At 47.7% G+C, this 26,321-nt stretch carries 25 protein-coding genes; all 25 read right to left on the bottom strand.

Annotated features, from left to right (window positions below; all coding sequences use genetic code 11):
- Positions 1 to 2: 2 nt before the first annotated feature.
- Positions 3 to 1,418, bottom strand: coding sequence for a hypothetical protein (locus tag ACXAGQ_RS11110; protein WP_475253927.1), 1,416 nt, complete (start codon positions 1,416 to 1,418; stop codon positions 3 to 5).
- A 79-nt stretch (positions 1,419 to 1,497) separates the two neighbouring features.
- The gene (locus ACXAGQ_RS11105; protein ID WP_475253926.1) at positions 1,498 to 2,895 is read right to left on the bottom strand and encodes a polysaccharide pyruvyl transferase family protein; all 1,398 of its coding nucleotides are present in this window, start codon (positions 2,893 to 2,895) and stop codon (positions 1,498 to 1,500) included.
- 12 nt (positions 2,896 to 2,907) lie between these two features.
- Positions 2,908 to 3,957, bottom strand: coding sequence for a pseudaminic acid synthase (gene pseI / locus ACXAGQ_RS11100; protein ID WP_475253925.1), 1,050 nt, complete (start codon positions 3,955 to 3,957; stop codon positions 2,908 to 2,910).
- Positions 3,954 to 5,495, bottom strand: coding sequence for a UDP-2,4-diacetamido-2,4,6-trideoxy-beta-L-altropyranose hydrolase (gene pseG, locus ACXAGQ_RS11095; protein ID WP_475253924.1), 1,542 nt, complete (start codon positions 5,493 to 5,495; stop codon positions 3,954 to 3,956). Before pseG ends, pseI begins: the two co-directional genes overlap by 4 nt.
- Positions 5,492 to 6,187 (bottom strand): pseudaminic acid cytidylyltransferase, encoded by a 696-nt coding sequence (gene pseF, locus ACXAGQ_RS11090; RefSeq protein WP_475253923.1) that lies wholly within the window; start codon positions 6,185 to 6,187, stop codon positions 5,492 to 5,494. The genes pseG and pseF overlap by 4 nt, the downstream gene beginning before the upstream one ends.
- A complete protein-coding gene (pseC, locus tag ACXAGQ_RS11085) occupies positions 6,187 to 7,350 on the bottom strand; it encodes a UDP-4-amino-4,6-dideoxy-N-acetyl-beta-L-altrosamine transaminase (protein ID WP_475253922.1) in 1,164 nt (387 codons plus the stop codon). Before pseC ends, pseF begins: the two co-directional genes overlap by 1 nt.
- 4 nt (positions 7,351 to 7,354) lie before the next feature.
- Positions 7,355 to 8,368 (bottom strand): UDP-N-acetylglucosamine 4,6-dehydratase (inverting), encoded by a 1,014-nt coding sequence (pseB, locus tag ACXAGQ_RS11080; protein ID WP_475253921.1) that lies wholly within the window; start codon positions 8,366 to 8,368, stop codon positions 7,355 to 7,357.
- A gap of 194 nt (positions 8,369 to 8,562) precedes the next feature.
- Positions 8,563 to 9,792 (bottom strand): CDP-glycerol glycerophosphotransferase family protein, encoded by a 1,230-nt coding sequence (locus ACXAGQ_RS11075; RefSeq protein WP_475253920.1) that lies wholly within the window; start codon positions 9,790 to 9,792, stop codon positions 8,563 to 8,565.
- A gap of 38 nt (positions 9,793 to 9,830) precedes the next feature.
- Complete coding sequence (locus ACXAGQ_RS11070; protein ID WP_475253919.1) at positions 9,831 to 10,772, bottom strand: MlaA family lipoprotein; 942 nt, start codon at positions 10,770 to 10,772, stop codon at positions 9,831 to 9,833.
- A gap of 280 nt (positions 10,773 to 11,052) precedes the next feature.
- Positions 11,053 to 12,264 carry a c-type cytochrome biogenesis protein CcmI gene (gene ccmI, locus ACXAGQ_RS11065; protein ID WP_475253918.1) on the bottom strand — a complete coding sequence of 404 codons (1,212 nt, stop codon included), beginning with the start codon at positions 12,262 to 12,264 and terminating at the stop codon, positions 11,053 to 11,055.
- Entirely contained in the window at positions 12,264 to 12,782 is a 519-nt protein-coding gene (locus ACXAGQ_RS11060; RefSeq protein WP_475254725.1) for a cytochrome c-type biogenesis protein, read from the bottom strand. Before ACXAGQ_RS11060 ends, ccmI begins: the two co-directional genes overlap by 1 nt.
- Before the next feature lie 50 nt (positions 12,783 to 12,832).
- Positions 12,833 to 13,387, bottom strand: coding sequence for a DsbE family thiol:disulfide interchange protein (locus ACXAGQ_RS11055; protein ID WP_475253917.1), 555 nt, complete (start codon positions 13,385 to 13,387; stop codon positions 12,833 to 12,835).
- Positions 13,387 to 15,390 carry a heme lyase CcmF/NrfE family subunit gene (locus ACXAGQ_RS11050; protein WP_475253916.1) on the bottom strand — a complete coding sequence of 668 codons (2,004 nt, stop codon included), beginning with the start codon at positions 15,388 to 15,390 and terminating at the stop codon, positions 13,387 to 13,389. The genes ACXAGQ_RS11055 and ACXAGQ_RS11050 overlap by 1 nt, the downstream gene beginning before the upstream one ends.
- A complete protein-coding gene (gene ccmE / locus ACXAGQ_RS11045; RefSeq protein WP_475253915.1) occupies positions 15,390 to 15,875 on the bottom strand; it encodes a cytochrome c maturation protein CcmE in 486 nt (161 codons plus the stop codon). The genes ACXAGQ_RS11050 and ccmE overlap by 1 nt, the downstream gene beginning before the upstream one ends.
- Complete coding sequence (gene ccmD / locus ACXAGQ_RS11040) at positions 15,872 to 16,078, bottom strand: heme exporter protein CcmD (protein ID WP_475253914.1); 207 nt, start codon at positions 16,076 to 16,078, stop codon at positions 15,872 to 15,874. Before ccmD ends, ccmE begins: the two co-directional genes overlap by 4 nt.
- Before the next feature lie 7 nt (positions 16,079 to 16,085).
- Positions 16,086 to 16,817, bottom strand: coding sequence for a heme ABC transporter permease (locus ACXAGQ_RS11035; protein WP_475253913.1), 732 nt, complete (start codon positions 16,815 to 16,817; stop codon positions 16,086 to 16,088).
- 325 nt (positions 16,818 to 17,142) lie between these two features.
- On the bottom strand, positions 17,143 to 17,808 hold the full coding sequence (ccmB, locus tag ACXAGQ_RS11030; RefSeq protein ID WP_475253912.1) for a heme exporter protein CcmB: 666 nt from the start codon (positions 17,806 to 17,808) through the stop codon (positions 17,143 to 17,145).
- Positions 17,809 to 17,814: 6 nt separating this feature from the next.
- A complete protein-coding gene (gene ccmA, locus ACXAGQ_RS11025; protein WP_475253911.1) occupies positions 17,815 to 18,465 on the bottom strand; it encodes a cytochrome c biogenesis heme-transporting ATPase CcmA in 651 nt (216 codons plus the stop codon).
- A gap of 512 nt (positions 18,466 to 18,977) precedes the next feature.
- A complete protein-coding gene (locus ACXAGQ_RS11020; protein ID WP_475253910.1) occupies positions 18,978 to 19,388 on the bottom strand; it encodes a hypothetical protein in 411 nt (136 codons plus the stop codon).
- A 244-nt stretch (positions 19,389 to 19,632) separates the two neighbouring features.
- Positions 19,633 to 20,061: a DUF2802 domain-containing protein gene (locus ACXAGQ_RS11015; RefSeq protein WP_475253909.1), complete on the bottom strand. Its 429-nt coding sequence runs from the start codon at positions 20,059 to 20,061 to the stop codon at positions 19,633 to 19,635.
- Positions 20,061 to 20,555 (bottom strand): chemotaxis protein CheW, encoded by a 495-nt coding sequence (locus ACXAGQ_RS11010; protein ID WP_039467430.1) that lies wholly within the window; start codon positions 20,553 to 20,555, stop codon positions 20,061 to 20,063. Before ACXAGQ_RS11010 ends, ACXAGQ_RS11015 begins: the two co-directional genes overlap by 1 nt.
- Before the next feature lie 65 nt (positions 20,556 to 20,620).
- Entirely contained in the window at positions 20,621 to 21,811 is a 1,191-nt protein-coding gene (locus ACXAGQ_RS11005) for a chemotaxis protein CheW (RefSeq protein WP_475253908.1), read from the bottom strand.
- Positions 21,801 to 22,580, bottom strand: coding sequence for a ParA family protein (locus tag ACXAGQ_RS11000; protein WP_475253907.1), 780 nt, complete (start codon positions 22,578 to 22,580; stop codon positions 21,801 to 21,803). The genes ACXAGQ_RS11005 and ACXAGQ_RS11000 overlap by 11 nt, the downstream gene beginning before the upstream one ends.
- Positions 22,581 to 22,590: 10 nt before the next feature.
- Positions 22,591 to 23,790, bottom strand: coding sequence for a protein-glutamate methylesterase/protein-glutamine glutaminase (locus ACXAGQ_RS10995; RefSeq protein WP_475253906.1), 1,200 nt, complete (start codon positions 23,788 to 23,790; stop codon positions 22,591 to 22,593).
- 131 nt (positions 23,791 to 23,921) lie between these two features.
- A complete protein-coding gene (locus ACXAGQ_RS10990; RefSeq protein WP_475253905.1) occupies positions 23,922 to 26,312 on the bottom strand; it encodes a chemotaxis protein CheW in 2,391 nt (796 codons plus the stop codon).
- Positions 26,313 to 26,321 lie beyond the last annotated feature (9 nt).

The raw sequence follows: 26,321 nt of genomic DNA, 5'->3' as shown, positions 1-26,321 counted from the left end.
TCTCAGAAAAAAACTTTTAATGATTGACCAACATCCAGAGAAACAGCACCATTTGAAGAAGCCTTATTTATGAATACTTTCCCTATAAAGCCAGCGCTTATCAGACACAAGTCACCTGGTTGAACAGTTTCCTCAATCCATGAGTTTATTTCTTTATAGACAAAAGGTAGTGGCCTTAATGCCTTAACTGTTTCTTCTTTACCCCTTAACATACTATGTGTCGGAATTTCTTTGACAAGAATATTATCATGTGGGATTTTCTCTTTAATAACTTCTTTTTTATAACCAGAAATAACAATAAGACGTTTTGAATGCTTTACCAATCTTTGTATACTATCTTTATTAAAAATAACATTGTTTATCTGATCTTCTGTAAAATATTCAGCCGCAAGAGTTTTATCTGTGATTCTTCTAATCAATTCCTGAGTCGTGAATGCTAACCTATTAATCACCTTAACATCCATATCATGAGGGATGTCTATTGAAGTGTTATTGTTAAAATCAACATAATGTAAGAATTTATAAGGCGATGGCATTCCAATTAGATCAAATTTTGAATTTAGTATACTAATAAATTCATTTTTTATCTCTTGCCTTAACTCCTGTGGTAACACTTCTCCCCACCAATGAACTTCTTGTCTTTTACTAAGCTTAGGGCAATCTGTAAACGCATATGCTTCACCGTCACTAATTCGCACAAAAGAAAATGGCTCGTGATTTATTATTGATGTTATGAGTTTTCTAAACAGCTGCTTTTGAGCCAATTGGTTATAGCGTAAATCAAATAGAGATTTACCTTCTGGAAAACTATTCACAAATGAAGGAAATAATTTCAAATAATCTTTAAAGTAATTTTCTGATAACTTAGAAAATATATCTTCAATATTATCTATTGATATACCATCATGACTGTAATATTTCCTTATTAGCTCTAGTTTGTCTTTTTTTTCTTGATCTAATATAAGCTCTTTATTAGCATCATAGATACTATAATCACCAAGTTGCATTGATCTTTTGAATATTTTAAACAAATGAATCTGTTTGATGTGTTTTTTATTATCAAGAATAATTCTAAGCTGATTTGTTTTAGAAACTGAAACTAGTGATGAAATTAATCCTGAAGCTGCATTCCCGTAAGTATTAGTGAAATGGACAATTCTGTATACTTCTTTATCATCAGGACTTTCAATTGAAAATTGAAGCAGAGAAAGATATAGAAATTCTTTTGTATAGAGATCTTCAAATTTGTAGTATTTTTCAGCTCGTTCTATAACATTCTTTCTCGAAATGTGAAACTTTGATAATATCTTATTCTTATCTGTTTTATTCAATTTAAAGCCATTCATCACATTATTGATGAGCTTTATATCGATATTATTATTTTGTAACAAGCTTAGTATTACTGCTTTTTTATCCACTTTTTTTTCCAATACTATTTATTGCTTTTGGACACAATATCCCAGCATATCCTTATGATGGGATTTCTGTAAAAAGCTACTAATTACGAGTCGTATTTATTGATTCAGCAATACTTTTAAATTGTGGTTTGACGATGTTGTAGTATGTATCATCGATAAAATCGAATACTTCAACATAGTTGCTAAAACAATTTTTAATTTGTAAATCTACAAAGTTAATTACCGTCTTAGGAATTGTTTCTGAAACATACCCATTCTCCATAGCATTAAAGCAGCCATAGGCTGTCCCTGTTGTTTTCGAGAATCCATATGCTCGAGCATCTTCAACTAAAAGAATAGACGGTTTACGCTGCCTTAAAAAATAAATGTGCCCATGAAGCCGATAACCGACATGCAAATCTATCTTATCATAGAATGATAAATTTTGACTTTCGCCATAAAGTGAGATTATTTCAATATCTCTGGATTGTGCTACTTTTCCTAGCTTTCGAGTAATTTCGTTCTCAGCACCATGCAATGTTAAGTATATTTTAACATCATCTGAAAAGTAATCACGAATCAAATTTATTAGTTCAATTGACTGCTGAGTATATTTCGACTTATGCTGTATACTGATAGCAACCGATTTTACATTGTCGCAACCATTATATTTGCTTCCGATAACATCTGGATCAAAAAGAACTAAATCACCGCTGTAATATGAATCAATATCTGCATCTTGCATTAGCGCTTTAATTTTTTCATCCCTGCAGGCTAGCGAGCCATAATTCTCCGATAGTTTCCGTAAAAATTTAATATCTGATTCTTTATAGCTCGTTAATGAGAATGAAGAATCCTCTGGCAAGTAATGTTGATAGGAGCAACCGAAAGGAAAAAAGTTAAATTTATCGAGATCTTCGATATTATCAAATAACTTATAATTTTTAGGGTAAGTTCCTGGGGCAACAGAGAATCCTGGAGCAAAAATGTTCTTTATATGCTTAAGATTTAATGCATCTAAATTTTGCCCTCGAAAGATACGTAAATACTTAAAATCTTGATTATGAACTTTCAATAATTTTACGAATGAATCGGTGATCATTGCATCACCCACGTTACCTGTTGAAAATTCCGGATATGTCGTTAAAACCACATTTTCAAATTCACCCGATTTCAAATCTTGATTTAACTTATCAAGTCCATCTTGTTTTAGCTTGTTTTCAAGAATTTTATTTTTACTTTCCAAAGATATAACTTGATTACTAAGTGTTTTTATCGCTTTTTTAAAAACCTTCTCTTGATTTTTTTCTAATGAAGAAACCTGCAAGCTTAGATTATTAATCTTCTTTTGTTTACTTTCTAAGCAAGACAGTTGTAAAATCAGTTTTTCAATCTTAGCATTCTGAAGTTTAATATCATTTTTCAAAGATTTTTCAATTTTTTTCCTATTTTCGAGCCATTTTATATAAGGATATTCCTTCATGAATATTTTTTTCACAATAAAACTCTCTTAGTCGAAAAGCTCAAATGATAATGGAGTACCCTTCATTAGCTTTATCTTCGCTTTTTTCCCTATCACTTGCTCATAGAACTTGGGTTCTAAACCAAAACCAGGCCGAATGCTTTTTACATTCTCTTCTGTCAGTTCTTCACCTTCAGCGATATCCTTGACAATATATAGTGAACGACGGAATTTCACATTACCTTTTTCTGCTTCAGTGCGTTCGTAGTTAACTTTACCTAACGCCTGCCAAGCAGTTTTAGCATCTTTACACAGCTGAGCAAGTTCGTGTGGCTCAAGAGAGAAACTATCATCCGCACCGCCACCGTTACGATCCATGGTGACATGCTTTTCAATCAGTGAGGCTCCCAACACCACTGAAGCCACCGCGGTAGCATTATCTATAGTATGATCCGACAGCCCGGACAATACACCAAAGCGTGCTGAAATATCAGCGATGGTTCGTAGATTATATTGATCTGCTGGCGCAGGGTAGCCACTCACACAGTGAAGAACGACAAGCTCCTGACATCCATTATCTTTGGCTGTTTTGATGGCTTCAGCGATTTCTTCTTCGTTAGCCATACCTGTCGACATGATCATTGGTTTGCCTGTTTTGGCGACACGCGCAATCAAAGGCAAGTCTATCAATTCAAACGACGCAATTTTATAAGCTGGTGCATTCAATTCTTCGAGTAAATCCACCGCTGTAAAATCAAACGGTGAGCTAAAAATGGTAATCCCTAACTCTTTTGCCTTCTTGAACAAAGGCTCATGCCATTCCCATGGCATATGTGCCCCTTTGTAAAGTTCATACAGCGTCTGACCATCCCAGAGGCCACCTTTGATTTGAAAGTCCTCACTATCACAATCAATAGTAATGGTCTCATGGGTATAAGTTTGTAACTTGATGGCATCCGCCCCCGCTTTCTTCGCTTCTTCCATAATGGCGAATGCACGGTTTATATCACCATTATGGTTCGCCGACAGCTCAGCAATAATATATGGCGGATGCTCTGGTCCAATTTTACGGCCATCGATAGTGATATAGTTATTCATTTACGTTTACCTGTTTGTGTATTTCTTTGAAATGTTTCGTCTGTCAACTGCATGTAACCCGCTTTTGAAAATAAGCGTTGTGATGCCGTGTTTTCTTTCAGTACGGTGGCGTTGATTACAATATCTGGGTGGATATCATCAAGTATTGACAGACATTGGCTGGCAATACCCTGACCAAAATATTGCGGGTCAACAAAAATAGAAATCAAGTAGCAGCTGCTCTGCTGCCGGTTAAGCCTTACCACCCCAACGGAGAAAATCTCGCCATCTATATATTTTTCTGCAATGTAAAATAGACAATGTGGATTCACGACCTGCTTTTTCATCCAGGCCTGATGCTCTTCCCAAGTTGGAATCGATGTGTTGAGCGCGAATTTTCTAGTCTCGGGTAAGCATTGCCAATCATAAACTTGTTTTATATCTTCACGACTGGCCTTTCTCAGAATGATTTGCTCACCACCGATTATCTTATTAAAAGATGAAATCACGCCAGCGACACGTTTTGCCCCATAGCCATCACAAATTGAAAAGGCATTTTCTCTGAAGTTATCATAATTTGTGATGATACTTTCAAGGCCCGAGTCAAGTTGATCTGCAATATCTTCAATTTTAATCGGTATCGCTACCTTGGCTTCATGGAGGTTATGACTAATTGTTTGCTGGTTTTCAGCTAGCGGGACAATAATACTCGGTAGGCCGAGACACGCCCTTTCCCAAGACGTTGTTCCCGGAGCACCAATCGCAATAGTGTGCGCCAGCATCAGTCCCGCCATGTCTTCGACAAAGTCGATATGTGTGATGATATCTGGGTAGCTCTCAGCATATTGCTTGACGGCAAGGTAATGTGGAGCTTTAGGTGACAGAAGTACGGTCACTTTTATATCTGAATACCTTGAAGCCATAAGAGCCTGCAAGACACTCAGCGTCGCGTTCGGTTGGTCAATCCCCCCCATGCTCACCAATAGTCGATGTGCCGGTATGTCTTCTGCTCTTTCTAGAGCACGCTCTCTCAGGGCACTGAACTGGTTACGCATCGGAGCATAATCACATCCAACCAAGACAACAGTATCAGGGTCCACTTCATGTCGGTATTCTTCAATCCCTCGACCCAAAGTTTGATCCATTAGTAAATGGCAGTCATGCTCCCGAACAAGGTCATCGATGGCCATTACCCGGCAGTCCAACTCTGCCCTAATGGCCATTTCCCACTCTTTGCCAATACCATAATGATCAACAATCACCCAGTCAGGCTGGTCAACCATGGCAATAAAGCTGTCGGCATCTTCCTGTTGGCTCACCTGAAGCCAAGCGGCATAATCAGCCGAATGCAGAGGTGTCTGCCAGTACTGCGGAGTACTCAACTGATGAACACCGTATCCACGAGACCGGATGTATTCAATCATATCTCCGGCCTGTGGACGACAGGCAAAATGAACCTGGTGACCATGCCAATTGAGCTCATCGGCCAGAACCAAGCAGCGCATAATGTGGCCGCTGCCGATGTGAAGAGAAGCGTCGGCGCGGATCACAATGTTCATGATCGAATTTTCTCCATCAACGCGAACAAGCCTTCAGCGGTTTCCCAATCTTCCTGCGTATCAATATCCTGCACTTCAATTCTTGGCAACATTATCGCCATGCTCTGTTCAGAAAATATCGCGCGACCTTCACAGAAAGCCTCGTATGTTCCCCAGTAAAACTGGCCGGCATCATGAATGGCTTCTTCCAGATCTTGCGAGCGGGTGTTTTGATGTTCTGGCATGAACATCGATACAGTCCCTTTTTCCGTTACCTTCAAGGCGCGCTGAATAGGAAACGGGAAGGTCGTTGCACTGAACGCATAATCAACGTCCGGTTGTATGACTGACTCCAACCCCTCAGCCAGTTTATCAGCCCTAACAAACGGTGCTGTCGCATAAATACAGCAGATGTACGATGGCTTGCACCCTGATTCAGCTAACCATGATGCGGCATGCTGAATCACATCCATGGTAGTCGCGTGGTCATCGGAAATGCCTGCTGGCCTGATGAATGGCACCTCTGCGCCATATTGCTTGGCAACATCAGCAATTTCCAGATCATCTGTTGAGACAATGACCCGATCAAAACAGCCCGATTCACGGGCTGCTTTTATCGAATAGGCGATCATCGGCTGTCCAAAGAAAGGTTTGATATTCTTTCGGGGAATACGCTTGCTTCCACCGCGGGCAGGAATGATAGCTACACGCATTACTTCATCTCCAATACCTGGGCCAGTACTTGTACCACTTCATCTTGCTGCTCCTCCGTCATCAGGTGGAACATCGGCAGTGAAATCGCCTCGCTGTAGTAGGATTCGGCCTGTGGGAAGTCACCTTGTTTGAATCCCATAGCCTGGTAGTAAGGCTGAGTATGGACTGGAATATAATGCAAGTTAACGCCAATACCGTTCTCGCGCAGTGCCGTAAAGACTTCACGGTGCGAAAGGGCAATCTTGTCCAATTCCAAGCGGATCACATATAGGTGAAGACCCGAGTAAGTCTCCGGCAACTGGTAGGGACACACCACCGGCAAAGCTAATAATTTGTCATTGTATCGCGTGGCCAAACGATGGCGTGCCTCGACAAAATCGTCAAGTCGTTCCATTTGGCTAACACCCAGTGCGGCCTGAAGTTCAGTCATTCGATAGTTATAACCCAACTCAATTTGTTGGTAATACCAGCCACCGTGGGACGGCTCGGTCATCAACGCATCATCGCGGGTGATCCCATGACTCCGGAACAGGGCCATTTTTTCAGCAAGCTGCGCATTGTTTGTCAACGCCGCACCACCTTCTGCCGTGGTAACAATCTTCACCGGGTGGAAACTAAATACCGTGACATCAGAGTATTCACAGTTGCCGATCACCGTATCTTGGTAGCGCCCACCAATCGCGTGAGATGCATCTTCGATAATGGCAAAGCCGTATTCTTCAGATAGCGCTTTGATCGCCTTCATGTCGCATGGCTGACCACATAAATGGACAGGCACAACAACCTTCGGCAGACGATTTTCAAGCTTGGCCTGCTTGAGTTTTGTTGCCAACGCCTCAGGGCACATGTTGTATGTATTCGGATCGATATCAACAAAATCAACATGGGCACCACAGTAGAGGCCACAGTTTGCTGACGCAACAAAAGTGACAGGTGAAGTCCAAAGCCAATCACCCTCACTCAAACCCAATGCCATACAGGCAATATGTAATGCAGACGTAGCACTGTTTACTGCCAGTGCATGGGAAACACCGGTGTAATCCGTTAATGCTTTTTCAAAAGCAGGGACCTGAGGCCCCTGTGTGAGAAAATCAGATTTTAGAACATCAATAACGGCATCGATGTCTCCCTGGCTGATTTCCTGTTTACCGTATGGGATCATGTGTTTACACCGTAAACGTCGGATCGACGTGCTCTTTGATCAAATCACGCAGTGACTCGACAGTTTCCCACTCAGTGTTAGTACCTGAATTGTACTTGAACCCAAACGGTACTTTTTCTGCTTTGTGGTGTGCCAAGTATTCTTCTTCCGTGTAAGTGAACGACACTGAAGGCAAGATAGCGTAGTGAGGCCCCAAATCGATAGTATTCAGAGAATCTGTATCGGTGATCATTTCCTCATGTAGTTTCTCACCCGGGCGGATACCAACTACACGTGTTTGGCACTCAGGTGCGACTGCTTTGGCAACATCTAGAATTTTGTATGATGGGATCTTAGGAATAAAGATTTCACCGCCAAGATGATTCTCAAGTGCAAACATAACTAGGTTTACACCATCCTGTAGGGAAATGTTAAAACGGGTCATTTCATCATGAGTGATAGGTAAAACGCCTTCTTCTTTTTTCTTCAGGAAGAAAGGAATAACTGAGCCACGCGAACCCATCACGTTACCGTATCGTACAACACTAAAGCGAATATCTTTTGAACCACGGATATTATTGGCAGCTGTAAACAACTTATCTGATGCTAGTTTTGTCGCACCGTAAAGGTTAATAGGCGCGCAAGCCTTATCTGTTGAAAGGGCCACTACATCTTTTACACCACACTGAAGCGCAGCATGGATCACGTTCTCGGCACCATCTACATTAGTACGGATACATTCTGTTGGGTTGTATTCAGCCGTATCAACTTGCTTAATTGCCGCCGCATGAATGATTACATCGACGCCTTCACAAGCTTGGATCATACGCTCCTTGTCACGTACATCACCAATAAAAAAGCGTAGTTGAGGGTAATCATAAGCTGGATACTGCTGTTTAATCTCAGACTGTTTCAGCTCGTCGCGTGAGAAAATAATGATTTTTTTCACATCACTATAACGCTCTAAAATTGTTTTGATAAACTGCTTACCAAACGAACCAGTGCCGCCTGTGATTAGAACTGTTTTATTGTTCAACATCCGTAATACCTTGTAGTTGCATCATAATCGAACAAGATAAAGCATTCACCCACGCTACCGCCATGAAGTCATGCCCCTCCCCTGCAAGATTAAGTTAATTTTGTTGTTAATTTTATCATAATCAGAATTAAACACTAACCTTTAAATTACCCTTAAAAATCAGTATCATAAGTACATACAATTACATATGCTAATTAGTCGTTATTATCCACCATAAAGATATCAATGACACGCTTTGCTGAATCACCATCTTCAAATGGGTTAAACTTGCAGTTAAACGCTTTATGAGATACCTCCAAAGGTGCCAGTTTAATACCCTTTACAAGTGTCTCGGAATCCTCGAACATTGCACCAGGCAACTCTTTATCGACATCTATATAGAACCCTCTATTTTCATTTTCGTAATGTTCTCGATCATACATGAAGAAAAGTATTGGACGACTCAGTAGTGCATAATCAAAAAACACGCTTGAGTAATCAGTAATAAGCACATCTGATATCAGGTACAGATCATTAACATTGTTGTAACTGGATACATTTAAAAATCTTGTATGCTTTTCTGTCGACTCAGAGAAATAGTGACCACGAAATAAAAAAACAATATCATCACTGAATTTATTATAAAATGAATCATTATCTAGTGGATTATTAAAATAATACCCTTGACGATTATGGCAAAACTGCATATCACGCCATGTTGGCGCATAAAGAACTACTTTTTTATTTTTCCCTATCCCTAGCGAACTCTTAATTTCATTTATTTTTTTTATATTATTACATTCAGATATCAAGAAATCATTTCTAGGATATCCAAGTTCAATCAGCTTATCATTTGGTATATCAAAGGCCGAAGAAAAACATTCAGAAGCATATCTACTTGGTGATATAAAATAATCATACCGTTTTGAATCAACTTTATACGAATATCTCATACCAAGCTTACTAGTAGTTTTATATGTGCCATTTTCAATATCAAGGCCAAGCTTTTTTAGTGGCGTTCCATGCCAACACTGGATATATTTTTGACTTGCTTTTTTCTTTAGCCGAAATGGGAGGCGGCAATTTGTAATCCAAAAGCCTGAAGTTGCATATGCGCAATCATATTCTTCAGTTCCATAATAGACAATCTCTGTTTTTTTATTTTTAGATAAAAGTTCTTCTAAGGCTTCATTCTTTTTATCTAAAACCCAAATAAACTTATAGTCTTCGGAGCTTTTACAAAGCTCTAGGTATATTGCCCATGGGGAGTCTGAGACATTTTTCCCTTGAAAACACTCAAAGATAAATTTATTTTTATCAACACTTTTGTTACCGTATTTGAGACCAAATACCAGTTGCGATAAATTAACCACAACTAGTTTAATGAAATAGTCTATGTAACTGTTTTTTGCCAAAATACTTTTGGCTCTTACCAAAACTTTCATTTTACTTCAATCTAATTTTAACTTGAGCATATAGGATATCACTCCCCATCTATCTCATCCATAAAATCATCCAGGTACGCTTCGTCTTCCTGCTCTAGCGTCTCGATGTTGCCGCCATTGGCACGGAAGTTCTTGTTCTGGATGTAGGCGTCTCGGGTGAAGATGTAGGCGTCAGGCGAGTCTTTGAGGATAGCTTCCTGCTTGACCAATGCCGCCCGGTCTTCCATACCTTCGAATGCCCATTTGCCGAGGCTCTGCCAGAAGTTCAGCGCACTTAGCGGTAGGTATAGGCCATCAACGACATCACCAGCACCTTCGCGCAAGGTCAGTGGCCCGTAGACTGGGAACATGAAGTATGGACCATTGGCAACACCGTATTTGCCCATGGTATCACCGAACTGCTTATCGACAGGCTTGCGGATATCGGCGGCAGAGGCCACATCAATCAAGCCGAGAACACCGAAGGTTGAGTTGATCCAGAAGCGGTTGAAGTGGCGCACGGCCTCTTCACCATTGAGCATCAATGCGCTGTTGACCATGCTGGCCGGTTCATCAAGGTTGGCCAAGAAGTTCCTGATGCCAGTGCGGAGGAATGACGGGGTGTAGTCAACATACGCCAAAGAGACAGGACGTGCCAAATACGGATCTAGGTAATCGTAGTTCAAGTTCCACATCGCGCGGTTGAAGCCTTCAAACGGGTCATATACACCCGGTACGGCATACTCACCCCCGCCTTGTTCAACCTCTTCCAGCACGGCTGCAAGATCTTCGTCATATTCAGCGTCGTAATCACCGAATTCGTCCATTGCTGACGAGTCTGATTCTAATGTGCCATTAACGCCAGCAGCGTCCACCGAAGACTCAACATTTTCAGACGTTTCAAACGTCTGGGCTGCCTCATCGTCCGGTGACTGGGCACAGGCCGTCAAGGTCAATACAATGGCAAAAGGTAATAAGTGTTTTTTCAATGTTCTTTCCATGGCTTATCAGGCTGAAACCGCGCTAAATGGTAATATCAGCAGCTGCAAACATCTAGCAAAATTATGCCACCTGTCGAGAGATAACTAAACTTGACAGCTAAACTCGATACCTGAATTTGCTATCTGAATTTACTCTCTAGGCTTTCACTATTTGCCCTGTATCCTTTGACAGATAGATGTATCAGTAATGAATTGCAAATCCTTATTGACCTAAAAAACAAAAGGCCAGATACATATAGTATCTGGCCTTTATGTCAGCTACCACCTCAAGTGGCAGATTTTATTGATATTTTGTATTTATCTTAACGTTTGTCGAGCCACCTAACGGGATAACCTCGCTCTCACCGAACCAATCCCCCTCCCGGGTCATGACATTGCCATCGGTATCGATGCGGGCCTTGATGATCATATCCTGCAGTGACGTCATCGGACGCTCAGGTATCATACTGTCATTGTCATCCAGCGTAATCGTGAACGGAAAAGACGACAAAGGTACGCGACGGGCAGCAACTGGCATCGGTGCGCCATCTGCCGAGTGAACAGAAACAAATACCAAGCCTTGCTCAGGCAGTTTCACACTCGGATCAAGCTCGACGGTGACCGATACCGATGTAGCGGTATTTTTACCACGGTCCAATTGCGACTGGGCGCGGGCGATACTGCGATCAAGCATCTCGGCACGGGGATCATCAGCACCAATAATTTGCTGCATCATGCTCCAGAAGCTGATTGCCTGCTGGAAGTCACCGCTTTCGAACGCATCGAATGCCAGCAGCGACAAGGCACGGATATTGGTGTGGTCGACACGCAATACACTGCGCAGCAGCAAGCGGGCGCGTTCGCTCTGCGCCGGATCGCCAATCATCATCAGAGTCTGGCCGAAGCTCAGCATCACTTCTGGGTTGGTCGGGTCAAGGCGGTAGGCACGGCCCATTGCATCCTGAGCGGTTTCAGCATCGCGGTTAGCCATACCGATACGGCCAAGCAGCAGCCAGCCTGTGGCATCGTCCGGTGTGTCATGAAGGCGGGTACGCAGTGCCAGCGTCAGGTCGTCCATCTCTTGGTCGCTGAGCGGATTGGCTTCATCCATCAGGCGCTGGGAGAGCTCTGGCAAACGGGCTACCGTATCATTCCAAGCCTGAACCTTGTCCAGGCTACCTACTTTCATGTACATACCGAAGCTCACACCGACCAGCAGGATAAGCCCCGGGATCAGCATAGTGGTACTGACCTGGGTTTTGACTTGCGCTGAGTTGGCTGGGACATCGTCGAGCAGTGACTGCTGAAGTTCGACAAGCAGCTCGTCTTTGTTCTCCACCAAGCCTTCGCTGCTTTCTTCTTTCAACTCGTCAACACGGTCTTTGAAGAATGCTTTGTTCAGTTCATCGCGGCTGGCAGCTTCATCTTGCTCTTTGCCTTTGTACATCGGCACGACAAAGATAGCCATCGCAACCAATACCAAGAGGGCGGAAATTACCCAAAACATTGTCATTACTTCACCTTACCGTCTTGGTCAGTCTGCTGTGAGGAGTTATCTGCCTCGTTACCCATTTCTGTCATCAGGGCGTCCAAGCGTGCCTGTTCATCAGCTTCAAGCACTGTGTCAGTCACCTTTTCATTGCCTTTACGCGAACGCATCACAAGCACAGTGAAGCCAACAACGACGAAGAACAGCGGGCCAAGCCATAGAATCAAGGTCGACAGCATCACTGGCGGGTTGTAAGTCACAAAGTTGCCGTAGCGGGCGATCATGTAATCCACAACATCCTGCTTGCTCTTGCCTTCTTGAAGCAGTTCATAGGTTTTCTGGCGCATGTCCTGCGCCAGCGCCGCATTGGAGTCTGCAATGTTGTTGTTCTGACATTTCGGACAGCGCAGCGTTGCAGTCAGCTCCTGGAAGTCCTTCTCCTGCTTGGCAGAATCAAACTCATAGATGTCGGTGATGGATGAAGCTTCAGCCGGCGCCGAAAGCACCAGCGCTGCCGTGCCAACACCCACCACCATCGCCATTGCCAGCACAGGGCCGGTCAATAAGCGGGTCATAAGACGAGAAATAGCCATTACCCCTGCGCCTCCTCAATCAAAGCCTCGTACATAGGTTTCAGTGTCTCGTTCCAGTTACGGTCGTTAACATCACCTACGTGGCGGTAGCGAATGATACCGTTGGCATCAATCAGGAAGGTTTCCGGTGCGCCGTATACGCCAAGATCCATCCCCAGCATGCCGTTGCCGTCAAACAAGCTGTGAAGGTAAGGGTTACCCAGCTCGTTCAACCAGCGTACCGCTTTCAGGCGCTCGTCCTTGTAATTAAGGCCGATAATCTTCACACCTTCGCTGGCTAGCTGGTTAAGGTAAGTATGCTCGGCATAACAAGTCGGGCACCATGTTGCCCATACGTTAAGCAGTAGTGGCTCGCCCTTGAAGATATCCTGCTCGTATAACCTGCCAGCTTCGACCAAGTCTTCCAGCTTGAACTGGGGCACAGGCTTGCCCACCAGTACAGACTCCAGCTTGGTTGGATCATCACCGTCGGCATTTCGGGTCAGCTGGATCATGAACATCACGACCAAGCCCAGGAAAAGGACCAGTGGAATAAAAAGTAACTTCTTGTTCATCAGTTTGCCTTTGCCTCCTGCTTAGCGACCTTGTCAGCGTTTGCATCAGCGGGCTGCGCTTTTTCTGCCTTTTTGCGGAAGCGGTAACGCTTGTCGCTAATGGCAAATGCACCACCCAGAGCCATCAATGCCGCACCGAACCAAATCCAGTTTACAAACGGTTTGAAGTAAATACGGACTGCCCACGCGCCGCCATCCAGCTTCTCACCCATTGCGACATAAAGATCACGGGTAACGCCGCTGTCGATTGCCGCTTCGGTCATCATCGAGCCGGCTACCGAGTAGAAACGCTTCTCGGCATGCAGGGTTGTAACACGCTTGCCGTTGCGGGTGATGTTGAAGTCAGCAATATAGCCGTCGTAGTTCGGGCCATCTGCATCGCGCACGCCAGCAAAGTAGAAATCGTAACCCTGGATCTGGTAGCTATCACCAGGTGCCAAGCGTACGTCACGCTCGATATCGTAGTTCGACACCAGCGCAATACCAATGACCGATACCGCCAAGCCCATGTGGCCAAGTACCATCGCCCAGTGACTACGGCCCAGCTTGCCAAGTCCTTTCCAGAAAGTGTGGCGGTGCGTGGCACGCTCATAAAGTTCAAAGCCGTGCATCACGATGATCCACACTGCCATGGCCATACCCAATACCGCCATCGGCTCAAGGATATCTGTAAACAGCCATACCGACAGGAAGGCAAATGGGATAGTGACAATCGCAGAGATGATCATCTGCTTGCTGATGCTAGACAGTTTGTCGCGCTTCCAGCGTACCAGCGGGCCGATACCAAGAATGAAGGCAAACGGGATCATCAACCAGGTAAACAAGGTGTTGAAGAACGGTACACCGATAGAGACCGAGCCCAAGCCGATCTGTTTGTGGACGAGCGGCAGCAAGGTACCAATCAATACCACAAGCAGCGCGGCAACCAGCAATAGATTGTTCGCCAGCAGCAAGTTCTCACGGGAGAACAGGCTGTAGTTACCACGGGAGCGGATTTGGGCGCCGCGCAGTGCATAAAGCAACAGCGAGCCACCGATCACTACCACCAGGAAGCCAAGGATAAACATGCCGCGCGCCGGATCGGACGCGAAGGCGTGTACCGATACCAGTACGCCCGAGCGAACCAGGAAGGTACCCAGCAGGCTCAATGAGAACGCCGAGATAGCAAGCAGTACCGTCCAGGCTTTGAACGTCCCGCGTTTTTCAGTTACAGCCAGTGAGTGCATCAGTGCCGTACCGGCCAGCCATGGCATGAAGGAGGCGTTTTCTACCGGATCCCAGAACCACCAGCCGCCCCAGCCAAGCTCGTAGTAAGCCCACCAAGAGCCCAGTGCGATACCTAGGGTCAGGAATGCCCAAGCGGCAGTTGTCCAAGGGCGAGACCAACGTGCCCATGCGGTATCCAAACGGCCTGTCATTAACGAGGCGATGGCAAATGCAAACGCAACCGAGAAGCCTACATAACCCATGTAAAGCAGTGGCGGGTGAATGATAAGACCCGGGTCTTGCAGCAATGGGTTCAAGTCACGGCCATCAACAGGGAAGAATGGCAGGGTACGCAGGAACGGGTTTGAAGTCGCGATGATAAACAGCAGGAAGCCGATCGCGATCATTCCCATCACGGATAGCACGCGAGCCAAAGACTCCAGCGGCATACCACGGCTAAATACGGCTACAGCCACTGCCCAGCCAGCCTGGATAAGTGCCCAAAGCAGCAATGAGCCTTCATGGCCGCCCCACACCGCTGACAAGCGGTAGTACCACGGCAACAAGGAATTTGAGTTGCTGGCAACATAAACCACGGTGAAATCGTTGGTGTAGAATGCCCAGCTAAGGATGGCAAATGACACAAAGGTCATGCCGAAGATACCGTAGGTCAGCGGGCGGGCCATGCGCATCAGCGCCTGGTTGCCGACGGACGCACCGTACAGCGGATAAATGCTGACTAGGATGGATAACCCCAGTGCAACAATCAGGCTAAAGTTGCCTATTTCTGCAATCATTATTGTGCACTACCCTGCAATTGTTCGTCGGTGTACTGAAGCGGTGCGTGTGTCTTCTGCATGGCTTCTGCCACTTCTGGCGGCATGTACTCTTCATCGTGCTTGGCAAGCACTTCATGGGCTTCAATAGTGGTTGGGTTTACCAATACACCCTGTGCCACGATACCCTGGCCTTCACGGAACAGATCCGGCAGGATACCGTCGTATTTGATGGTTACCGCCGGGCCGATATCAGCCACATCAAAGGTAACTTGCAGAGACTGGGGATCACGCGAAACCGAGCCTTCAACCACCATGCCGCCAATACGCAGGCGCTGACCAACTTCCGGCTTGGTGCCGTCTTTCTTACCCTGTACCAATTCGGTCGGGGTGTAGAAAAGATCCATATTCTGGTTCAGTGCATACAGCAGCAACCCGATGGTTGCACCGAGGCCAACTACCAACGCCAATACCAACGTCAGGCGCTTTTTACGTCTCGGGTTCATAATGTGTTCTCCAGTTTTTCCGCTTCTTTAATGCGCTGCTCTCGCGCAATCTTATTCTTGATCTCTGCCGCCAGGCGGCGTTTGGTATTCAGGCTTGAAATCATCAGCCACAGCAAGGCTGCAAAGGAGATCCCGTAGGCACTCCATACATAAGGGCCGTATCCGCCCATCGCCAAGAAGTCACTAAAAGAGTCAAAATGCATAATGGCCTCACTTCATCAGGGCACGCACCCAAGGGCGGTGGCTTTCACGGGCAATAATTTCGTTGCGTAGACGAACCATGGTCAACGCACCAAAGAAACAGGCAAAGCCAAGAATGTTAAGCAACAGCGGCCACAGCATGGTGGTGGCAATAGAAGGCTTGGCAAATTTGGTGATCGTGGCACCCTGATGTAGGGTGTTCCACCACTCTACCGAGAAGTGGATGATCGGTAGGTTGATCACGCCGACAATCGCCAAGATCCCGGCGGCTTTGCCTGCCGTCTTCTGATCGTCGAAGGCATTATAAAGCGCGATAACACCGAGGTAGAGGAACAGCAGGATCAATTCAGAAGTCAGACGGGCATCCCATACCCACCAGGCACCCCACATCGGCTTGCCCCAGATCGCGCCGGTCAGCAATGCGATCACGGTGAACACCGCACCGATCGGCGCCATGGCGAGCGCTGCCATGTTCGACAGGCGGATCTGCCACACGAGGCCAATGAAGGCAGCAATTGCCATCGACATGTAAGCACCCATCGACCAGATAGCCGCCGGAACGTGCAGGTAAATGATACGGAAACTGTCACCCTGCTGGTAATCCGTAGGGGCGAACATCAACCCCCAAACCGTGCCTACTAGGATGGATAACAAAGCGATGATTGAAAACCAAGGCAACAAGGTACCGCACAAACGGTAGCAGTTCTCAGCTTTCGCGTAGGGATGTAACCACTTCCACATATTTCTGCTCTACTCATTTAATAAGAATAATTTTCCCAAAATGAGCAATCTTCTGCCTGCTATTACTCACTTTGGTATTACGTATCTAAACAACACTTGGCTCAAATGCCAATCCTGGCTACGCCTAAGGTGTTGTTTATCGTTTTGACTAAGCACCTGGTGTCAAAGGGCTTTCTATCTACCCATCATCCAGAATGCCACGCCAACCTAAATACTCCTTAAGGGGTAATGGATTGGCTATCGTCCGCTTCCTTGTTCTTGCTCAAAATTGTCTCATGAGATCCAATCTCATGAGACTGCACAAATCTTAGTTAATTGTAATCAGTTATTGCACACTTATGCGTAGTGAAGCTGCGACAGCGAAGGGAGAAAGTGTCGCCGATGCCACTAGCATCGCCCCCATTAATGCCAGTTGGCCGTTGTAAGGCATCCCCAAACTGGCTGCATCAATCGCGGAGGTCGCGAATATAAGCACAGGAATATAGAGCGGCAAAATGAGCAAGCTCAATAAAACCCCACCTTTTCGCAATCCCACGGTCAGGGCAACCCCAATTGCCCCCAGAAAGCTTAACGTCGGTGTCCCGATAAGTAGGGTTAGGACAACCGCCTTCCAAGTCTCCCACTCCAGGGAGAGCAAAATGGCCAGCAGCGGGCTAATCAACAACAGCGGCAAGCCCGTCAGTATCCAATGGGCCAGCATTTTGGCAAACGCCAGTATTGGCAACGGCGTCGGCATCAGCAACATCTGCTCCAGCGAGCCATCGACAAAGTCATCGCGGAACAAGCGCTCCATCGACAACAGGGCAGCCAGCAGGGCTGCAACCCAGACAATCCCCGGCGCAATCCGAGCCAGCAGGTTCGGCTCAGGCCCGACACCAAGCGGAAACAGGGTAATGACAATAATAAAGAACCACAGCGGGTTGAATACCTCTGCCTGGCGGCGAAAGGCAATTAAAAGTTCGCGGCGGATCACTTGGTAAATCGCACTCATCGTCTGTTACCGCCCCAACTTGATTTTTCGCAGCTGATCGCTGTCGGTGAACATATCCTGGTGGGTAGTCAGCACAACGATGCCCCCACGGTTGGCATGGGCCAGAAACAGTTTTTCCAACACCTTGACCCCCTGCTTGTCAATGGCCGTCAGCGGCTCATCCAATATCCATAGCTTGTGGTTGCTGAGCCACAGCCTTGCCAAGGCAACTCTGCGCTGCTGGCCTGCCGATAGCTGACCTGCCGGGACATCTTCCCGCCCAGCCAAGCCGACCTGAGCCAATGCCTGCCACAGGCGGTCTTCGCCAGATACCTGAGGCTCGCCATTCAGATCAGACTCTTCATTGCAAAGATGCATCGACTGGAAATACGCCAAGTTCTCAAACGCCGTCAGCTCCCGCTTTACACCGGTCTGATGGCCGAGGAACAACAGCTCTTGGTGATAGTCTTCACGGGCTGATTCTATATCTTCATCCAGCCAGCATACCCTTCCGTCATCTGCCCGACCAAGCCCTGCCAGGATCCGCAACAAGGTCGTTTTACCCGCACCATTATGGCCTTCTATCTGGACCAGTTCGCCCGACGAGACCGTAAAGCACAAGCCTTCAAACAATACCCTTTCGTCCCGGGTACAACTTAACTCTTCAACAGACAACATAAAAATGATGCATCCTAGGTGTCACAATTTGACTCGCATAGTACCACAGCGCTCTCCCCTGTTGTTAGAGACTAAGGGGTGTAATTGTGACTTCCATACTGAGCCAAGCGAATGCACTGTGAAGCAACGCTCCGTATTGACCAGTAAATATTTAAAAAGTGCCATAAATATTTCTGATAACAATCAATCCTGTTGACGAGCGCACACCAAAAGCACAAGTCGCTATTTTTTCAGGCAAAAATATGCCAAATCCATTCACAGCACGAATTACACCTGCGTTAATGATTGTGAATGGAATGAAAAGAATGGTTACAAGTTGGGGAGGGGCGGGTCCTAGATCCTAGATCCTGGATCCTGGATCCTGGGAAGAGCGGGAAGAGCAAAAGCAAGGGCAAGGGCAAGGGCAAGGGCAAATAGGAAACTAATAAACCTTTGACGCACAGCGGTTAAGTGACTTAACCACTGTGCTGTGTTTTACATCTATTTTAGCTTCTAAGTTTGCCGGAAAAACATCATCGCCTTTTGGCTTGTATCTCAACAATGCCCCGCTTGGTGATACCGGCATGATCAGTCTTACGGTTGCCAACCGTTTTATATTTGAACGTCACGCGCTTTAAGTTTCTAGACTGATGCCGAGGGACATTAATTGCACGGCTGGTTTTTCCCTTTAGAAGGATGCCCAAGTCGCTTGTTACCTGTTTACTTCCATCTCGAAAGTGCAAAGTAATCGAGTCCATATTGATAATGCCTTGCTTGGACTTTAACCGGATTTGGCGGATATCCCGATTGAACCAGTTAATGTTGACCCGATCCGTATCCTCTTTATAGGTAACCCGTCGTTCAGCTAAATGCTCCCACCCCTTGGCATAGGCGGGTTGGCTAAACGCCAGTACTAAAACAAATAAAGTTAACAAGACTCTCATTAGCGATACCTTAAACAATACATGTAAATTTCTGATTTTATTTATTATTTTAAACCAGAAAGCACTGTATAAACTTTTCTAAGCCCCCTTGTCAGCGGTGGGTCAGGCCAATGTCTGCGGTTTGAAAAGGTTTTAAGATGAATAAAAGTTCAGGGTGAATAAAAAGTTCTAGGCGCATAAAAAAAGGTACCCTAAATTGGATACCTTCGAGTCTTTCAACAATTTGCTGCCAGTTGCCTCGCTGTCAGCGCCTTGAATGATGCATCTGCTGTAATCGCAGCAGCAGCTCAGCTTCTGCTTTCGGTAGGTCGCACTCACGCATCAGCTCATTAACGTCAGCGCCCAGTTCGACCATCTTGCTCGCACGGCTGTATAGGCGGCTGTCCGGGTCTTGCATCGCCAGTTCACCCTGGCGGTCTGCCAGCTCTTCCAAATGCTTGGCCATATCGCCCAGCTTCTGGCTCATCCCCATCGTGCCGGCACGCAGCTCGTTAAACTGTTTAACCAGGCTTTCCTGCTGCTGGCGGGCATTTTTCAATACCAGCTCTGTCGCTGCAAATTTGGTTTCAAGGGCCTGGCGGGCAAGGCGCTCACGCCTTACCATCAACCATGCGACCACAATCGCCAACAACGACAAGGCCAGCGGTAACCATTGCAACAACATCTCTAGCATTATAGGTACGCCATCTCGTCCCATTCTTCATCTGATAATAGCTTATTCAGATCAACCAAAATCAGCAGCTGGCCATCACGGTTGCTCACACCCTGAATAAACTTGGCGCTCTCTTCCGTACCGACACTTGGCGTGCTGTCGATTTCAGAGCTGCGTAGGTAAACCACTTCCGCAACGCTATCAACCAGAATACCAATCACCTGCTTCTCTGCTTCGATGATAACAATACGGGTGTTGTCCGAGATCTCGCCCGGCATCAAGCCAAAACGCGAGCGGGTGTCGATAACGGTCACAACGTTACCGCGAAGGTTGATGATACCCAGCACATAGTCAGGTGCGCCCGGTACAGGTGCGATTTCGGAATAGCGCAATACTTCACGCACCTGCATCACGTTAATACCGTAAGTTTCATCTTCCAGCTGGAAGGTCACCCACTGCAGGACTTGATCATTACTGTCTTCTTTTTGTATTTCAGCGACACTCACCTGTGACATGCTGTTTCCTCTTTGATCTATTTGCTGCATTCATTGCATCCGCTGCGGCATGATACCGTAGCCTGTCATGATTGCCTAAGTTTGGTATTAACATCTAATCCAGATTTGAGCATGGTTATTAGCTCACTAACATGAATTAGCGCACACATTTTTTCTTTTACCATGCCCGCCAGCCAAGGGCGCTTCCCGGCTTTCTCGCGCCAGCGGACACTGTGTTCGGATAGCGTCTGGGTTCCGAGCAGGGCGTTACATGCCAGTCCCCATGAGCTTTCACCCAGCATAACCAGGTATTTGTATTGCTCGCGGTACTCCTCGCCATCCAGCTTATCGGGCATGACCCAGCAAGCTGTGTCGACCACATCCAGCTGATGCTCGCGGCCGCTCATCAGGCCAAGGTACCAAGGCGGGCGACCCAGCAGGCGGTTTACCTCGCCAAGCTGATGGATCCCCCCCAGTTCGGTCAGAGGCACGGCAAACGTCACACCATTGACCTCAAAGAACAATGCCTGGAACTCGTTCCCCAAGTAACCCTGCTGCGACCAATTATCCGGCGGCAAACCCTCTGCCTGGGTTTCAGGTTTAGTTTCAGGCTGGGCTTCAGGTTGAGCATCAAGCTTGGCTTGATCTTCCACGGCTTGGCTGCCTTCAAGCCCTGGGCTCTCGATAGGTTCTGGCTCAGCTACCAGCACTACAGGTTGCTGCAATGGCGCTGGCTGCGGATCCTGAACCTGTACACTTGCCAGCTCTTTTGCCTGCTCATGAGCCATCACCTGCTGCCAATCGTCGGCCAAATCGGCATCCACTGTCGATGGCTCGCTAACACTAGGCTCTGGCAGGCTGACCTTATTAACCTGGTTCAACAAGCGTTGAACGTTATCCAACACCGGCGAGGGCATGCGACTCTCGCTACGCTCTTCCAGGCTGGCAAAATCAAACGGCTTGGCAGCCGGTACGGCCGCAGTTGCCTGTTTTGTTAGCAACCCAGCATCTTGAGGTATGTCGTTATCTGGCCTGGGACAGTCAACGGCTGCCTCTTCAGTGCCGGCTATCTCTTCAGTACTGACTAACTCTTCAGCCGATGGTTCTTGGGCAGAATCACTGCTTTCCTGCTCTTCGCCTGAAGTTAACTCAGCACCTGCTTCAACCTCAGCGGCAAGCTCTGACTCTGACTCTAGCTCTGGCTCTGGCTCTAGCAGTAAATCAACAAAGTAATCTTCCAGCGCCTGGGTGCTGGACAAACGGTTGTTATCGCTCATCCTGTTGCAGACGCCCCAAGTAATTCAATAATGTTTTGTACGCAAACACCCCACGGCTGCTGCGTGAATAAATGGACGGCGGCATGTGTTTAATACTCGCATCTCGGAATTTTGTATCGATTGGCACCGCCGACGCCCAAACCTGATCGGGGAAACGCAGTTTCAGCTCTTGCAACGTTTGCAATGATGCCCGCGTCCGCTTGTCATACATGGTCGGTACAATCGTGACCTTAAATGGCGATCGGCGTGATTTCTGCATGATCTCCAAGGTGCGCATCATGCGCTCCAGCCCTTTCATCGCCAGGAACTCGGTCTGCACCGGGATCAAAATACGATCACTGGCGGCCAGCGCGTTGACCATCATCACCCCGAGGATCGGCGGGCAGTCAATCAGCACATAATCATAGTCATCAGCCAAACACTGCAGGGCTTTTTTGAGGATCAGTCCCATGCCGCCGCGGTTGCCCATTACCCTATCAAGGGTTGCCAGTGACATGTGGGCCGGAATAATATCGATATTGTTGAACTGGGTGCGCAGGATCACCGGTTTCACCGTATCGCGGTTAATCTCGGTTAACTGGAACAAATCAAACAGGCTGGCCGGGACACCGTCAGCATCAAAGTTGAGGTAGGTGGTCAGCGACGCATGGGGATCAGTATCCACCAGCAGAACCCGCTTGTTGCGCTCACTTAGCAGCCCGGCTAGGGATACGGTGGTTGTCGTCTTACCGACGCCCCCCTTTTGGTTAGCAATACTCCAGACTATCAAGTCAAACTCCCTACGCTAGCCCAAGTTCAACCAAGATGCGCTCGGCGATACGTTCAAGTGGTAGATCTTCCGATGAGATCCCCGCCTTGGCAACAGCCTGCGGCATCCCGTAAACCACGCAGCTATCTTCATCCTGCGCCCAAATCGTCGCACCACTGCCCTTGAGCATCCGCGCCCCTTCACGGCCATCGGCACCCATACCGGTCAGTACCATCGACAAGACTTTATCGTGGTAAACCTTAGCAGCAGAGCCAAAGGTCACATCCACGCACGGTTTGTAATTCATCCGGTCACCACCGTCGATGATACGCAGCCTTGCCGAACCAGGACGGCCATCAAGCATCATCTGCATGCCGCCCGGAGCAAGGTAGGCCATACCCGGCCTTAACACATCACCATCCTGTGCCTCTTTGACGCCTATCTTGCAAAGGTTATCAAGGCGCGCTGCAAAGGCAGCCGTAAAGGTTGCCGGCATATGCTGAATAAGCACAATCGGCAGCGGGAAATTGGCTGGCAAGGCAGTCAAAATTTTCTGCAGCGCAACCGGGCCACCGGTTGAGGTACCAATTGCCATAAGCTGGTATTTTTTCCCCGAGGCCTTAAAGCGAGCCGCCGGCTTGGCGGGTGTTGGTCGGGCTGCTGGCTGCTGGCGCAAAGCGGATAGCTGGCTTGCCGGTTTAGTGCTATCCGGGGACGTTTGCCCCCTTCCGGCCAGAGCATTGCGCGATGAAAGAGTACGTGCAGGCTCCCGAGATAATTCCAAGGTATCACGTACCGGCGCAGGCTGGCGCAGAGGGCGGCGCATGAATACCCGCTTGCGGGCAAGTTCGGTAACGCGTTTCTGCAGCAGGGTCACCGCCTCGTCACGGTTGCGGGCAATGTCTTCAAATTTTTTCGGCAGAAAGTCCAATGCACCTGCATCTAGCGCATCCAATGTTGCTTTCGCCCCTTCATGGGTCAGGGAGGAAAACATCAAGATTGGTGTTGGGTTGGCCTGCATGATTTCACGTACGGCGGTGATCCCGTCCATCACCGGCATTTCAATATCCATGGTGATGACATCCGGCTGCATACGTGCCGCCATCTCGACCGCTTCCTTGCCGTTAACCGCATTGCCGACCACTTCCAACCTTGGGTCAGCATTAAGAATTTCGCTTACGCGCCGGCGGAAAAAGCTTGAATCATCCACCACCAATACTTTTACTGCCATGTTAATTTATCCTGTAGATGGCTAACCTTGTGCCCTTAAAAGGCTTTCTATGAGTTATGGTTAAGACTAATAAGATAACGCCAATGGCTTCCCGGTTTAAAGGAAGCCATTGATTTTTTTATTATTGTTTTTTAGCGACCCGCATAATGCTTAAGCAAATTCGGGACATCTAGGATCAGCGCAATATGACCGTCACTGGTAATTGTCGCGCCTGCCATGCCCGGCGTCCCCTGCAGCAATTCATCCAGCGGCTTGATCACCACTTCTTCCTGGCCGATAAGGGTATCAACCACAAAGCCGATCCTCTGGTGGCCGATCTGGACAATCACCACATGACCATGGTCACGCTCACGCTTCGGCACACCGACGCCTGATAGCCAGTCCTGCAAGTAGAACAGCGGGATAGCTTTATCGCGCACGATTATGGTCAATTGGCCATCAACCGTATTGGTCTTGCGCAGATCTAAGTGGAAGATCTCATTGACGCTGGCCAAAGGCAGGGCAAATGGCTGCTCTGCCACGCCGACCATCAAGGTTGGCAGAATAGCCAAGGTCAGCGGGACCTTGATATCAATACGCGTGCCTTTGCCCAAGGCTGAATCAATAGAGATTGAACCGTTAAGCTGGCTGATACCGGTTTTCACCACGTCCATGCCGACACCGCGGCCAGAGATATCAGAGATCTCTTTTTTGGTCGAGAAGCCCGGGGCGAAAATCAGGTTGTAGCATTCGCTATCGGTCAGGCGCGACGCCGCATCGGCATCCATCACACCGCGTTCAACCGCGATGCCACGCAGCTTGTCCGGATCCATACCGACGCCATCATCCTCGATGGTCAACAGGATATGGTCACCTTCCTGGGAGGCTGACAGCAGTACTGTCCCCGTTCTAGGTTTACCTGCCTTCTCGCGGGCATCCGGCATTTCAATACCGTGATCAACCGAGTTGCGCACTAGGTGGATCAACGGATCGGCCAGCGCTTCAACCAGGTTCTTGTCCAGGTCGGTTTCTTCGCCGCGCATCTCCAGTACGATTTCTTTATTGAGGTTTCGAGCCAGATCGCGTACCACGCGCGGGAAACGGCCAAACACTTTCTTGATTGGCTGCATGCGGGTTTTCATTACCGCGCCCTGCAGATCTGCCGTGACCACATCAAGGTTGGCCACCGCTTTGGACATTTCTTCGTCGTTGGTATTAAGGCCAAGGCTAACCAAGCGGTTACGTACCAGCACCAACTCACCCACCATGTTCATAATGGTATCAAGGGTTGAGGTATCAACACGTACGGTAGCTTCTGCTGCTTTGCTCTTTTCCTTCACCGCCGGTTTTGCCTTTTTCTCAGCACCTGGCTGAGAAGCAGCAACCGGTTTTGGCGCAGGTATAGGTGCAGGTACTGCTTCAGGCTGGGCCTGAATCCGAGCTTTAGGAGCAGGCGCAGATACTGGCACTTGTGCCGGGGCCTGGGGCTCTGCGAGCATATCGGACACTGACTTGGTCGCCATGTCTAGCTCGTCTTCAGACGGCCCTTTGCCAACGCCATGCAGCTCATCGAGCAAACGCTCGAATTCATCATCGGTCATCAGGTCATCATTACTGCTGTCGACCGCTGGCGCCGCGGAGGCAACCGCAGCAGGCTCTGGCTGTTGGGGGTGCGACTGTGAATGCGCCGGCTGGGGCTCGCTAGCAACTGGTGCGCTGTAATCACTGCTGCCCGGGCCTTTACCGGCACCGTGCAGCTCATCGAGCAGGCGCTCAAATTCATCGTCAGTAATGTCACCGCTTTCAGACTGGATCTGATTGACGATATCTGTTTCCGCAACAGGGGAAAGGGAAGCTGGCGCGGTATCCTGTGAGGATTCCGCTGCAGAAGGACCACGCCCTTTACCGTGTAGCTCGTCTAGCAGACGGTCGAATTCATCCTGGGTGATATCATCAACAGAGTCACCTGCAATCGCCACATCAGCCGCAGCTTCAACAGCAGGCTCAACAGCCGAGGCAGAAACAGATTCGATGCCGGGTGCAGCCATCGCTGACTCAATGGCAACGTCTACCACTTCGACCGGGTCGGTCATCTGGGGGACTGATGTCGGTGTTGAGGTCGGGGCTGATGCCTGGGCCAACTCTTGTTCTGTTGGTGGCTGACTGAAACGGTGCAGCGCTTCTAGCAATGCAGGCTCGGCCGGCTCAACAGGCTCGCGTTCCTGTACCTGACCAAACATCACATTGATGGTATCCAGCGCTTCGAGGATCACATCCATCAGTTCAGGTGTAACGCCGCGCTTGCCGGTTCTCAGCAAGTCAAAGATATTCTCAGCGCCATGACAAGCATCAACCAGTTCCGTCAGGGACAGGAACCCAGCCCCACCTTTTACGGTGTGGAAGCCACGGAAAATCGCGTTGAGCAGATCCGAGTCTTCCGGACTGCGTTCCAGCTCAACCAACTGCTCTGAAAGCAGTTCGAGGATCTCCCCTGCCTCAATCAAAAAGTCCTGTAGGATATCTTCGTCTAAATCAAAGCTCATATTGTTCCC

It is taken from the genome of Photobacterium sp. ABD4_091 (genome assembly GCF_056160145.1).
Note: the sequence above shows the minus strand (reverse complement) of the source record. Positions and strands in the feature narration are given on the sequence as shown.